General features: G+C 37.2%; 13 protein-coding genes. 8 read left to right on the top strand and 5 right to left on the bottom strand.

Going from position 1 to position 13,921, the window contains the following annotated elements; translation table 11 throughout:
• Positions 1-8: 8 nt before the first annotated feature.
• From rnpA to NDQ75_RS04075, 4 genes are all read right to left on the bottom strand, one after another.
• Positions 9-383, bottom strand: a complete 375-nt coding sequence (gene rnpA, locus NDQ75_RS04090) for a ribonuclease P protein component (protein ID WP_202028099.1) — start codon at positions 381-383, stop codon at positions 9-11.
• A gap of 101 nt (positions 384-484) precedes the next feature.
• Entirely contained in the window at positions 485-2,368 is a 1,884-nt protein-coding gene (locus tag NDQ75_RS04085; RefSeq protein ID WP_202028098.1) for a M1 family metallopeptidase, read from the bottom strand.
• A 57-nt stretch (positions 2,369-2,425) separates the two neighbouring features.
• The gene (locus NDQ75_RS04080; protein ID WP_202028097.1) at positions 2,426-4,057 is read right to left on the bottom strand and encodes a S8 family peptidase; all 1,632 of its coding nucleotides are present in this window, start codon (positions 4,055-4,057) and stop codon (positions 2,426-2,428) included.
• A gap of 10 nt (positions 4,058-4,067) precedes the next feature.
• Positions 4,068-4,925 carry an MBL fold metallo-hydrolase gene (locus NDQ75_RS04075; RefSeq protein ID WP_202028096.1) on the bottom strand — a complete coding sequence of 286 codons (858 nt, stop codon included), beginning with the start codon at positions 4,923-4,925 and terminating at the stop codon, positions 4,068-4,070.
• 136 nt (positions 4,926-5,061) lie between these two features.
• Here NDQ75_RS04075 and NDQ75_RS04070 point away from each other — a divergent pair, with 136 nt between their 5' ends.
• The 8 genes from NDQ75_RS04070 (at position 5,062) to NDQ75_RS04035 (ending at position 11,988) form a co-directional block, all read left to right on the top strand.
• Positions 5,062-6,948 carry a cation:proton antiporter gene (locus tag NDQ75_RS04070; RefSeq protein WP_202028095.1) on the top strand — a complete coding sequence of 629 codons (1,887 nt, stop codon included), beginning with the start codon at positions 5,062-5,064 and terminating at the stop codon, positions 6,946-6,948.
• A gap of 3 nt (positions 6,949-6,951) precedes the next feature.
• Entirely contained in the window at positions 6,952-7,512 is a 561-nt protein-coding gene (locus NDQ75_RS04065) for a hypothetical protein (RefSeq protein ID WP_202028094.1), read from the top strand.
• Positions 7,513-7,853: 341 nt separating this feature from the next.
• The gene (locus NDQ75_RS04060) at positions 7,854-8,252 is read left to right on the top strand and encodes a hypothetical protein (RefSeq protein WP_202028093.1); all 399 of its coding nucleotides are present in this window, start codon (positions 7,854-7,856) and stop codon (positions 8,250-8,252) included.
• Between the two features lie 155 nt (positions 8,253-8,407).
• A complete protein-coding gene (locus tag NDQ75_RS04055) occupies positions 8,408-8,905 on the top strand; it encodes a GNAT family N-acetyltransferase (RefSeq protein ID WP_202028092.1) in 498 nt (165 codons plus the stop codon).
• 458 nt (positions 8,906-9,363) lie between these two features.
• A complete protein-coding gene (locus tag NDQ75_RS04050; RefSeq protein ID WP_242513654.1) occupies positions 9,364-10,164 on the top strand; it encodes a hypothetical protein in 801 nt (266 codons plus the stop codon).
• Positions 10,165-10,351: 187 nt separating this feature from the next.
• Complete coding sequence (locus NDQ75_RS04045) at positions 10,352-10,915, top strand: Crp/Fnr family transcriptional regulator (protein WP_202028090.1); 564 nt, start codon at positions 10,352-10,354, stop codon at positions 10,913-10,915.
• A 60-nt stretch (positions 10,916-10,975) separates the two neighbouring features.
• Positions 10,976-11,554: an NAD(P)H-dependent oxidoreductase gene (locus tag NDQ75_RS04040; protein ID WP_202028089.1), complete on the top strand. Its 579-nt coding sequence runs from the start codon at positions 10,976-10,978 to the stop codon at positions 11,552-11,554.
• A 155-nt stretch (positions 11,555-11,709) separates the two neighbouring features.
• On the top strand, positions 11,710-11,988 hold the full coding sequence (locus tag NDQ75_RS04035; RefSeq protein ID WP_202028088.1) for a hypothetical protein: 279 nt from the start codon (positions 11,710-11,712) through the stop codon (positions 11,986-11,988).
• Positions 11,989-12,089: 101 nt separating this feature from the next.
• Here NDQ75_RS04035 and lepA read toward each other — a convergent pair whose 3' ends face one another.
• Positions 12,090-13,886, bottom strand: a complete 1,797-nt coding sequence (lepA, locus tag NDQ75_RS04030) for a translation elongation factor 4 (protein WP_202028087.1) — start codon at positions 13,884-13,886, stop codon at positions 12,090-12,092.
• Positions 13,887-13,921: the final 35 nt, after the last annotated feature.

Below are 13,921 nucleotides of genomic sequence, written 5' to 3'. Positions count from 1 at the left end.
CTATTGATTTATTTCAAAATAGATTCTTCAAATTTCTGATGAATCCTTTTTACGGAAGTTTGCAACTTTTCAAATGACGGCATTTCTTTTCCCGTGTAGAGAAACATAAAGGCGTATGATTTATTGTCAGGGACACAATCAAAAAACAAGTTTTTATTTAGACGATAGGCTTCCCGCATGAGGCGTTTAATTCTATTTCTATCCACCGCTTTTTTAAAGGACCTTTTGGAAACGGAAACCGCCGTCATAATTTTTTCTTCGCTTTCAATTTCCATGAAAACAAGGCGTAATGGATATTTGGACACCGAATTTCCTTCCGCAAACAATTTCCCAATTAATTGGGCGCTCTTAAGTTTTTCTCTTTTTGGGAAAGATTGATTCATGTATTAAATATAAATGCCCAAAAATAAGAAAAGACTTTTGTAAAAAAGCCTTTTCTAATAATGGATGTCAGTCTGAGCCTGCTCAGTTTGACTAAAATTTGTTATTCTGGTTGAAAGGTATTATTGCTTCTATCCACATCGGCCATTAATTCCGATGGGTCGATAACAATCGCTTGAATATCGCTTAATTTACCTTCAAAAGAAAAATCATAGGTTGGGAAAGCCCAAGGCCAATCTGGCAAAACGGTTCTTTCCACTTCAAACGGATTCCCTTTCTCCCCATGCATCATTCTGAGTGGTGCATAAAAATACTTCATGGAACCATCGTTGTAAAAAACCATTACATCTATAGGCATTGGCATGAGGCCAATTCGTTCCATTTCAACTTTTATAGTGCCATCTTCTTCAGTAACATTTTTAAATCCGTAATCAATCGTGTTCGTTGTTTTTGTCCAATCGGTTAAATACCAATCCAATTGCATTCCCGAAACTTTTTCAGCGGTACGCTTAAAATCGTTAGGGGTAGGGTGCTTAAATTTAAAATCCTGATAGTAGCGTTGAATAGTTTCTAGCAATTTATCCTGCCCGATTACATACCCCAATTGTGCCAAAAACACTTCTCCTTTGCTGTATGCAGAAATCCCATAAGCTTGATTATAAATATATCGGTCGGCATGTGTGGTCTGTGGTTGTTCCTTTCCGGAATTTGCCAAGTAAATGTAGTTTTTATAAGCCCCTTCAAATGGATTTGGTTTGTTTTCATCCATTATTTTATTCATGCACAAATCAGAAATAAAAGAAGTGAAACCTTCATCCATCCATTCGTGTTTCGATTCGTTGGTGGCCAACAAATGCTGAAACCAAGAGTGTGCAAACTCATGTGCGGTAACCCCCACCAGACTGCCGAATTTTCGCTCTCCAGTAATAAGGGTACACATGGCGTATTCCATACCACCGTCACCACCTTGAATCACCGAGTATTGTTTGTATGGATATTTTCCAATATACTGGTTGTAAAACGCAAGCATTTCAGCTGTTTTAGGCTGTAAATTCTTCCAGTTTTCCTTTATTTCATCGTTGTCTTTATAAAAGAAATGAAGCGTAGTTCCGCTTGGGGTTTCTAAAGTATCGTGGATAAAATCAGGGTCTGCTCCCCATGCAAAATCGTGCACTTTTGGCGCTACAAAATGCCAAGTAAGCGTTTTTCCTTTCATCTTTTTCGGTTCCTTGCCAGCTGGTAAATAGCCGTGTCCTATTTCTTCAGGGTTTTGTAAATACCCGGTTCCACCTACGACATAATCCTTATCGATGGTCAATTTTACGTCAAAATCGCCCCAAACACCTTGAAATTCACGCCCAATATATGGGTCTGGATGCCAACCTTCAAAGTCGTATTCTGCCATTTTTGGGTACCACTGCGTCATGGAAAGCGCAACACCTTCCGCATTATTTCTTCCGCTACGTCTAATTTGCTGTGGCACTTGTCCTGCAAACTCCATATCGAAGTTTACGGTTTGTCCAGGCAAAATAGGTTTGTTAAGTCTAACTTCTAAAATAGTCCCTTCTTCATTATACTGAATTGCAGTACCATCTTGCTTAAGACTATTTACTTTTAAGTAACCTATTTCTGAAGGAGATAATTTGCTGATGCGGTCGCCAACCCTTTTATCGGGGTCTGCAATCGTTCTGCTTCTTACGTCCATTTCGCTCCCCGGTTGAAAAGCGTTGAAGAACAAATGATAAAAAACGGTCTGTAAAGTATCAGGAGAATTGTTAGTGTATTTCAATTCCTGTGTTCCTGTATATTGAAAGTTTTTCACATTCATCTCCACCTCCATTTTGTAATCTACATGCTGTTGCCAGTACGTAGTTGAATTTGGAGCGGCTTCATTACCTTCTTCTGAAGAATTTCTTGGCGTAGTTGCAAATACTTGCGAAAGCATTACTACACTAAGGCCAATTGAAGTTAAAAAAGTTCGTTTCATAAGGTTTAATTTTTAGCTAAAAACCCCAAAGGTTTTCAAAACCTTTGGGGTTTTAGATTATAATTTCGCTTTACCGTTGGCAACTTTATCGGCAAGGATCATGGCGTTATATAAATTCACCATTTTACCCGATTTTGAAGCTTCCTTAAACGGTTTTTTGTAATTAGGGTTTCCACCCAAAATAACATTAGCCGATGAGGTAAGTCCAGACTGCATGATAATTTTCTTTACCTGTCCCGCTTTAAGTTTTGGGAAATAAGCTCTTATCAATGCCGCTACACCAGCTACACCAGGTGCTGCCATAGAAGTTCCTTGTAAATACTCATATTCGTTATTAGGAACGGTAGAATAAATTTTAGTTCCAGGTGCAAATACATCTACGTTATTCTTTCCGAAGTTAGAAAAAGTAGCCACCATTTCTGGTCCGTATTTATAGTTTAGAGCACCAACAGTTAAAAAGTTATCTGCTACCTCTGGGCTGTTATTTTCACTGTCGTTTGGATAAACGTTGTTTTCATCAATGTCGAAAGACTCATTTCCAGCCGCTTTAATGATAAGCACATCTTTAGAAGCTGCATATTTTATAGCTTCCCAAACCCATTCTTTGTGTGGAGAATAATATTTACCAAAACTTCCGTTGATAACTTTAGCGCCGTTGTCTACTGCGTAGCGAATAGCCAATGCCACATCTTTATCATACTCATCTCCGTTTGGTACTGTTCTTACTGCCATAATTTCAACATGGTCTGCAACACCGTCCATGCCAATTCCGTTGTTACGCTGTGCAGCGATAATTCCAGCTACGTGAGTACCGTGCTTTGCATGGTCTTTATCACCAATTACATCATTGTTTCCGTAATCTAGGTCAGTAATATCGTCTGGATTGTCACCAACAATGCTTCTTCCGTCGAAATCTTTGTTCAAGTTGTAATTAAGCTGATCTGTAAAGTGCTCAATTCCTCCTTTAAGTTCTTTTTTAAGTCCTTCAACAGAGTCTTCAAAAGTGAACATTCTAGCCATGGCAGCGGCTGCTTGCTGTACCATTGGATCTTCCGAAGAAATATTGTTTAAATCTTCCGCAGTATAAGTTTCTTTACCCAACTCTTCCTGAAGTAATTTGTCAGCCTGCGTTACATTTTGAAGTAATTGCTCGTATCTTGTTTTGTTCTGTACGGCTTCTTCATATTTTTTGTCGTATTCTGCTTTCGCTCTTTGGTACATTTCAGAACCATCGTCTCCTTTTGCTAAAATACGTACAAACTCCAATTGCTCGTTGTTAGCCTCTCCTAAGAAGTTCCAACCGTGAATATCATCAACATATCCATTTTTATCATCATCGATTCCGTTTCCAGGAATTTCATCTTCGTTTGTCCAAAGTACGTTTTTAAGATCTGGGTGTTCAATATCTATCCCCGAATCCAATACTCCAACAATAACGGTAGTAGGTTGGAGCGCATCTATTTTATTGAATATTTCAGCATAGGCTTTATCTACACTCATACCCGGGATGGTATCTTGTAGGAGGTCATCGTGTCCCCAATGTTTCAGTTGCTCATCAGTAAGTTCCTCAACTTTAAGATGTACCGTATCTATATTTTCTTCTGGTGTTAATAAGATGGCAGGAGATCCACAACCTGCAAAAAGGGTTGTTGCGATCGCGCAGGATGCAACAGATTTTCTAATGTTCATTTTTCAGTATTTAGTTATATAATTCTTTAAATTTGAGGGTTTCTTTCAATCGTGCGCCTTTTTCGGTTTGTTGAAGCGTGCATATTTCATTATGGGCGTCGTGCTCTAAAAATAGATAGTAATTATTATCAACAGCGGTATCCAAAAACTGCTTTTTCTCTTCCAAAGTTAGCAAAGGTCTGGTGTCGTATCCCATTACAAATGGCAGTGGAATGTGCCCTACCGTGGGTAGCAAATCTGCCATAAAAACCAATGTTTTGCCTTGATAGGTTATGTGCGGAATCATTTGCTTATCGGTATGGCCGTTTACAAACAGGACATCAAAACCAAGAGACGAGTCTTTTAGGAAATTGTTTTCCGGCACCGGTAAAAAATGGAGTTGACCACTTTCTTGAATAGGAAGAATATTCTCTTTTAAAAACGAAGCTTTTTCCCTAGCATTGGGTTTTGTTGCCCATTCCCAGTGATCCTCGTTGCTCCAATAGCGCGCATTTTTAAATGCGGGTTCTAAAGTTCCTTTTTGATTTATCTGAATACTTCCACCACAATGGTCAAAATGAAGGTGGGTTAAAAATACATCGGTAATATCGTCTCGATGAAAGCCGTGAGCTGTCAACGATTTATCAATATTATCGTCTCCCCATAGATAGTAATACCCGAAAAATTTATCGGATTGTTTATTGCCCATCCCAGTGTCTATAAGGATTAGCCGATCGCCATCTTCAATTAAAAGGGATCTAGCCGCAATATCAATCATATTATTTTTATCCGCCGGATTTGTTTTATTCCAAATAGATTTTGGAACCACGCCAAACATGGCTCCACCGTCTAATTTAAAATTTCCGGTTTCAATGGTGTATAACTTCATTAAAGTTCTTTAGATTATAAAGCAACGCAAATTAAGAAAAGGGAATAACAATCGAGATAAACACTTGTTTTATTAAATGTTTTTTAACATTTTTATACTTTATAGAAGTTATATTCGCTAATCATTCAAGAAATATATGTTAGAGCTTGCTGGAATTGTAATTTTGGGGATTGTTGCACAATGGGTGGCATGGAGGTTTAAAATCCCTGCAATTTTACCTTTAATTTTAATTGGGATTTTTGTTGGGCCTATTTCTACGCTTTTTACAGAAGACGGCACAAAGCTTATAGAACCTATTTGGAATCCGCAATTGGATAAAGGACTGTTCCCTGGAGAAGGACTTTTCCACTTTGTTTCTTTGGCCATTAGTGTTATTCTTTTTGAGGGCGGATTGACCCTAAAGCGAAACGAAGTACTAAATGTTGGCCCTGTAATTTTTAAGTTAATTACTGTGGGAACCATCATTACTTTTTTAGGAGCCGGACTCGCCTCACATTTCTTATTCGATCTAAGTTGGCCTGTTTCTTTCTTGTTTGCCGCTTTAATTATTGTTACCGGGCCTACCGTAATTACGCCTATTTTAAGAAATATTCCATTGAAAAAGGATGTCTCGGCAGTGCTTAAATGGGAAGGTATTCTTATTGACCCGATCGGAGCCGTAGCCGCCGTATTGGTATTTGAGTTTATTTCTGTAGGAAAAGGTTCTGAGTATACGCAACAGGCTTTTATAGAATTCGGTAAAACGGTGGTGGTTGGTTTTTCCATTGGTTTTTCTTTTGCTTATGCGCTTTATTTCGCATTAAAAAAGAAAGCCATTCCCCATTTTTTAATGAATGTGGTTTCCCTGTCTTTTGTATTGGGAGTGTATGTGCTTTCAGAACAATTTGCTCATGAATCGGGTTTACTTTCCGTAGTGGTTATGGGGATGGTGTTAGGAAATATAGATTTACCAAATATTAAAGAACTCCTTTATTTTAAGGAATCCCTAAGTGTTCTTCTCATTTCCATCCTGTTTATTCTGCTTTCAGCAAATATAAATATGCAGGATCTGTACTTAATTTATAATTGGAACACGCTTATTCTCTTCGGATGTGTTGTGTTTTTAATACGGCCACTTGGTGTTATGATGAGTACCATTCACTCCGGACTCAAATTCAATGAAAAAGCATTTATCAGTTGGGTAGGGCCGCGAGGTATTGTGGCTGCCGGTATTGCATCTCTTTTTGGTAACCGACTGGTGCTGGAAGGTGAGCCCGGTGCAGAATACATTACACCGTTGGTGTTTATGATTGTGTTGGGAACGGTGCTTTTAAACGCTACTACCGCCCGTTTGTTTGCTAAAATATCGGGTGTTTTCTTAAAAGAATCTACTGGGATTTTAATTGTAGGTGCTTCGGAAGTGTCTAGGATTATCGCTAAATATTTACAAAAAAGCGGCCGCCATGTGGCGCTTATTGATAGTAATAAGGAAAATGTAGAACGCGCCAAAGGAATGGATCTTGATGCCGAAGAGGCTAATATTTTTTCTGATGATCTTACCAATAATATCGAACTGAATGACATTGGGTACCTCATGGCATTAACGGCCAGTGAAGAGGTAAATAAACACGCGATTGAACGCTTTAAAGATCAGCTTGGGGAAAATGGCGCATTTAGGTTGATTACCCCAGAAGAAATGAAAAGCCATCAAGTAGATCGGGTAGATTTATTGTTTTCTAAGAAAGACGATTATATCAATTTAAGCGAAGTAGCGAGGGATTATCCTAAAATTAACGAGGTAGAATTACAGTCCCAAGAGCAGTTTTATCAGGATATTGAAATGCTGAACAATGAAAAAGATGCCATTCCGATTTTTATAAAAGATAATGATGGCGAACTTCATATCATTGCTTCTTATATTAAAGATATGAAGATAAAAGAAGGCAACAAGTTGGTGTATTTAGGAAAGCCGATGGACGTAATGGGAATGAACAATGGCAATGAGGAAGACGAGGAGGCAAAAGAAGAAGTTAAAACCGAATAGAACATGCTGCGAAACCTCTTTGTACAAGCTGTTTTTCTACTGATATTAATAATCGGACTTTCGGGATGCGACCAAACCCGACAGCGCAACCAAGGGAACCAACTTTTTACCAAGAATCCGCAATTAGCTTCTTATGAATATTCCCACAAAACCATTCCCGAAGGCTATGCTGAAGTAAAGACCGATTCTATTTTAGCAAACGGGTTTAGCGCTTCCACCACCTATTTTACGCATTTGCAATCCAGGGTTTACAAGATTGAAAAAGATCGCGTAAATCAATTCCATAAAACTGAGTACTACGATTTTCACTCCGATATTCTCGTTTATTTTGAAAACCAATTGGTGTTGGACACTAAAATAACCAAAGAACTTTTTCGAAATGAGAATACCGATTTTTGGAATGCCTCCTATATGCAGGATTTCCACATAGATGAAAAAGCCTCCTCCAAAAACCGTTTAGCATTTAAAGTCACTTTTTATAACCCATCCGAAGAAAAGTTTTTGGACTACCATGTTTTGGTAGATTCCAACGGGCAGTACGAAATTGAAGGGGTGAAGGCTTAAATTGAAATTTTAACAGTTTATGCAATGCACCGAGCGGGCCTTGCAGTCCGCCGAGTGGGTCTTGCAACGCACGGAGAGGATATTGCAGCCTTCGGAGCAGGCCTTGCAGTCCGCCGAGTGGATATTGCAGTCCAAGGAGCGCATATTGCAGCGGAAAGAGCGGACCTTGCAGTAAAATGAGCGGATATTGCAACACAGGAAGCGGTTATTGTTGCCTTTGGAGTGGGTGTTGTTGTGGATATAAATCGTTGTAACACATTTTGAGAAACCTATTAACTTACATATTGATATTTACTATTTGTTTCGGATGCTCTGACAAAAACTCTGAATGGAAATCTGAAATGAATGCAATAATATTCTTTGGAGCAGAACCGAAAAATGAAAAGTTTAATTTGACTTTCAAAAAAACGGAAAACACACTGAATTTTAAATACGTAAATCATATTGATACAACAAAAACGATAGCGATAAACAAAATAATTGATGCTGACACTCTTCTTTTCGGATTTGACAAGTTTGTGAAAACTAGCAAAAAGCCTTTCACAAATGATGAACTTCAAGGATTGGTGTTTGACTATTATGATACATTAGATTATGCAGATGATGCAACTGGACCGATTTTATTTAGTGAGAAATATGGACTTCTTGCAATTAACAATGTATACGGACCGACAATCATATTTCTGGATAAAAAAAATGATTATCTGACTGAACACATAATTGATAATCTAAATGAATAAAAAACGTGTTACAACAATGTATAACAGCAATTACGGCGGATTCGACTACGTCCGAATCCACTCTGAATTGCTAACGTCTGTGCTTAACCGAAAATTAACGCATATTAACCCGTAACTGGCGGTTATACTGGACCGTTGTAGCTAATTTAAGAGAAATGGAAATAGAAATTCGTAGAGCTGAAAATAGAGACATACATGAAATCCTAGAGATTGTGAATTACCAAATTCTCCATTCAACTGTGCTCTACGATTATAAAGAGAGGACTTATGATCAGCAATTCATATGGTTTGAACAAAAAAAAGCAGATGGAATGCCAGTAATCGTAGCCGAAAACAACAATAAAGTAGTTGGTTTCGGCACTTATGGAATCTTTAGACCTTGGGCGGCTTATCAGTTTAGTGTTGAGCATTCAGTTTACGTAAACAAAAACTCAAGAGGAACTGGAATTGGGAAACTAATCCTATCAAAATTGATAAAAATGGCTAAAGATGGTGGTTATCACACAATGATAGCAGGAGTAGATGGTTCAAATGATAGGAGTTTCGAATTTCATAAAAAGTTTGGGTTTAAAGAAATAGGAACTTTTAAAGAGGTAGGATATAAATTTGATAAATGGTTAGATCTAAGATTTCTTCAGCTATTTCTAGAATAAAACTGGTTGCGACAATGGCTCCTATGAAAATCACTAGCTCAGTTCAAAAAGTTAAATGTTCATCTTTTGATAGCATCATAGTGTTGTTCTTGGGTATCAAATGAATAATGATTTGCGCCCCGAAAACCCTACGTATCGAAGGGCATCAAGATACTTAATGACTGAAAATTTATTTGTTAACTATTTTTATACAAGGAAAGCCATAATGTATTTGTGACGATAACATATTCATTTTTTGCTATCTTTAATCGTATATCGCTTTATTTTCACACATTATAAAACTCATTAAGTGGGTGTAAGCGATTATCTAATAAAGTATTACATATTAATTCTACCAAAAGCAACACAACCAATTGAAATCAAAACTTGTAAACAACGCTTTCGCTGTTTTAAGATATCTAGCCATTTATTATCTCTCAATAAAAATGATATGTTTTGGAATTCCAAAATTGCTATTCATGCAATTTAGAATTCTACATTACGAATCATTTATGCCACTAGCAGAAATATCCAAATATCAACATATGTGGTCGTTTTTTGGACGATCTCTTAATTATAACATTTTTATTGGCTTAACAGAGCTATTAATTGGGATCTTGATTGTTTTTAAGCGTACTAGATTGATTGCCTTGTTGCTATCTTTTGGTGTCTGTTTAAATATTTTAATACTAAATATAGAGTTTGATATCTCCTTTGCTATTATCCACATAACTGTAGATTTCGTTCTTACTATTCTATTGTTACTGGAATACAGAAAAGATATTTATCAATTTTTTATTCTTAATGGTGGTAGGTTTAAAAAATCATTACTTTCCAAGAAAAATAAGTTCGTTAGCAAACTCCCTTTTCTGTATATAATCATTTTACCTATTGGTTATGGGATTTATGCTTACAACTTAAAATCTACGGTAGACGATACAGTAACTGGAAGCTATAAAATTAATAGTTTCAAAGTGAATAATGCAGACTTAGACATTACAAAAGGGAAATTTGGGTCGGAGCCAATGCTATTTTTCGAACATAATCATCAAACTGTAATTTCAGTAAATGACACAGTCTATTACGGAGGTTATTCAATTTATAAAAGAGAGGTTAGAATGTTTTTTAAACCACCGATGAATGAAATTAGTAATATTATTGGTCGGTTTGATAGAAAAGACTTCAGTATCAACGGTGTTGTAAACGATTCTATTCCGGTTGCGATAAAACTGGAGCGATTATCGGAAGAAAAAGACTATTTAAATAATTTGTATGATTAGTTATGCCATATTTTTGAGGATGCTCACACTTAGCTTTGAGAGCAGACAAGAGTATTCTATCCAAAAAAAGCCAACGACATCTGAACAACAAACCATTGATAATCATAATTATTTTTTGGTTATTGTAAGTTGAATAGCTAATGAAGCTATAAAAATAGAATCCTATCTCAACAGTGATCAAAAAAATATGAGAAATTTTTTGGCAGCATTTGGCTTTTTAACCGAAGATGAAATCGATGAATTTGAAAAGAAAGGAGTTGCTAAAACCCTTAAAAAAGGACACTTTTTTATAAAAGAAGGTCAAGTTTGCAACGAAGTGGGGTTTATTATCAGTGGTTTGTTTCGGTCGTTTTATCATTCCTCGTCCGAAGAAGAAGTAACTTATTGCTTTAGTTTTTCAAATTCGTTTGTAACCGCCTATTCTTCATTTATAACTGGAAACAAAACGGTTGAGAACATTCAAGCCTTAACGGATGTTGAAATAGTAACCATTTCAAAAGAAGAAATCTTAAAATTAGAGCAGTCAAGTGCCAATTGGATTAAGTTTTCTAAAGTTATCGCAGAGCAGGAGTACGTTAAAATGGAAAAAAGGATTTTCATGCTTCAAAAGGAAACAGCTGAGAACCGTTACCGTAATCTACTCACCAATCATCCTGAATATTTACAATTAATTCCCCTTAATTTTCTTTCTTCATATTTGGGCATCACCCAAAGACATTTAAGCAGAATAAGAAAATCAATTTCGTATTAGACAAATGTCCTTTTAAAAAAGTGTCATAGTCGGGTTCTTTGTAAAAACTTTAGAACTACTATGAAAAATGTACTTATAATAAATGGACATCCAGATAAAGAAAGCTTTAATTACGCTTTATCGGCGGCTTACAGAAATGGAGCAAGTAAAACAGGTGTAACACTCAGTCAAATTAACATTGCTGAATTGGATTTTGATCCTAACTTAAAATTTGGTTACCGAAAAAGAACGGAATTAGAACCTGACTTGGTTCACGCCATAGATAAAATAAAAGAAGCCGACCATATTGTATGGTTTTTTCCCATGTGGTGGTATAGCTTACCTGCTTTAATGAAAGGCTTTATCGATAGAACTTTTCTACCGGGAATAACGTATCTACCATTAGCTGATAAACCATTACCGGAAAAGCTCTTAAAAGGGAAATCTGCGCGGCTAATCATTACTGCCGATACTCCAAAATGGTACGACTTTTTAATAATGAAAAGGCCAGCGATACATCAGTTTAAAAAAGGAACTTTGCAGTTTTGTGGCATTGATCCGGTTAAAACAACTTACATAGCTCCTATTAAAAATTCAACTTCGGATTTTAGAAAGGAGTGGCTAAATAGAGTGGCTTCCTTAGGGAAAGGTATAAAATAAAGTATAGTCAGCATGAACAGTGAATTTAATTTCCTAAAACGTAATGTTTGTCATTCATAAAATTTCCATACAAAAAGCACTATTTCACAACAAAAAGAAAAGTAATTGTATTTATTTTCGGTTATTGTAGTGTAAACAACTTAAAACCAACAACCATGAAAAAAACAATCTGCTCTATGGTAAGCATGGCTATGCTAAGTGCCTCAATCGCTTGTTCTGGAGATGATGACGGCGGAAACAACTGTAGAACCTGTGACTATTTTAACGGAGAAGAAATTACGCTGTGTGACGAAGGAAACGGCACCATGTCGGTTTCAGTCGGAGGTGAAACTGAAATTGTAGATTTAGAGGGCGAAAGTTTTGAAGAAGTCGCCGAAGGAGTTTGTACTTTGGGTGATTTCGACTTTGATTTTGACTTCGGAGCGAAAAAGTAAAGCAACTATTACTAAAAAAAAAAGAGCCTATTGCAACGAATTAACCTGTTGCAATAGACTCTTTTTTAGTATCTAATCTTCAGGAGACAAACGATGCTTCCTTAATCATTCAGTTTCAATACCGCCATAAACGCTTGCTGAGGGATTTCTACATTTCCTACTTGGCGCATACGTTTTTTACCTTTTTTCTGCTTTTCCAATAGCTTTCTTTTACGCGAGATATCTCCTCCGTAACATTTTGCGGTAACGTCTTTTCGTAAGGCTTTTACAGTCTCACGGGAAATAATTTTGGCGCCAATGGCCGCTTGAATAGGAATATCAAACTGTTGCCTTGGTATCAACTCCCTTAATTTTTCTACCATTTTCTTTCCAATGGTATAAGCATTATCGGCGTGAATTAATGCTGACAGGGCATCTACGGAGTTTCCGTTAATAAGAACATCCACTTTTACCAATTTTGAAGCGCGCATACCAATAGGCGAATAGTCAAAAGAAGCATATCCTTTGGAAACGGTTTTTAATCGGTCGTAGAAATCGAATACAATTTCCGCCAAAGGCATATCAAAAGAAAGCTCCACACGCTCTGGCGTTAAATATGTTTGATTGGTAATCACACCTCTTTTTTCAATACAAAGAGACATAACCGGACCAACAAAATCGGCTTTGGTTATAATGCTCGCTTTTATAAATGGTTCTTCCACACGGTCCATACTGGACGGGTCGGGAAGATCCGATGGGTTGTTTACAATAATTTGCTCATCGGGGTTTTTCTTGGTGTACGCATGGTAACTTACGTTGGGAACGGTAGTAATTACGGTCATATCAAATTCGCGCTCTAAACGCTCCTGAATAATTTCCAAGTGAAGCATTCCCAAGAATCCACAACGGAAACCGAAACCAAGCGCTGCCGAACTTTCGGGCGCGAAAACCAGTGAAGCATCGTTCAATTGCAATTTTTCCATTGCCCCGCGTAATTCTTCATAATCTTCAGTATCTACAGGGTAAATTCCAGCAAATACCATTGGTTTTACGTTTTCAAACCCTTCAATCATATTTTTGGTTGGGTTGGCAGCATCGGTAATGGTATCTCCAACTTTCACCTCGCGGGCATCTTTAATTCCAGTAATTAAATACCCCACGTCTCCGGTTTTAACGACTTTTTTAGGGTGTTGAATCAGTTTCAATGTACCTACTTCGTCTGCATCGTATGTTTTTCCGGTTGCCAAAAATTTAATCTTCTGGTTTTTGGAAATCTCACCATTGATAACCCTAAAATAAGTCTCTACTCCTCGAAACGGATTGTAAACCGAGTCAAAAATCAACGCCTGCAAAGGCTCATCTGGATTCCCTTTTGGAGCAGGAACTCTTTCAATAATAGCCGATAAAATTTCTTCAATTCCCAATCCGGTCTTTGCACTCGCAGGAATAATATCTTCTGGTTCGCAACCAAGTAAATCTACAATATCGTCGGTTACTTCTTCTGGATTGGCACTTGGTAAATCTATTTTGTTAAGCACGGGAATGATTTCCAGATCGTTTTCCAAAGCCAAATACAAATTGGAAATGGTTTGTGCCTGAATGCTCTGTGCGGCATCCACTACAAGTAAAGCTCCCTCGCAAGCAGCGATGGAACGGGAAACTTCATAAGAAAAATCTACGTGTCCGGGAGTATCAATAAGGTTTAAAATATATTGTTCCCCTTTATATGTGTAATCCATTTGGATGGCGTGACTCTTAATGGTAATTCCACGTTCACGCTCCAAATCCATACTATCTAAAAGTTGTTCCTTTTTTTCTCGCTCGGTAACCGATCCCGTGAAATCCAACAACCTGTCCGCCAACGTGCTCTTTCCGTGGTCGATGTGAGCGATAATACAAAAGTTTCTAATGTGCTTCATAGCCGTTTATCAATGCAAATTTTCAATCAGCAAAT

The sequence above is a fragment of the Galbibacter mesophilus genome, from assembly GCF_023721415.1.
Taxonomy (GTDB): Bacteria; Bacteroidota; Bacteroidia; order Flavobacteriales; family Flavobacteriaceae; genus Galbibacter; species Galbibacter mesophilus.
Note: the sequence above shows the minus strand (reverse complement) of the source record. Positions and strands in the feature narration are given on the sequence as shown.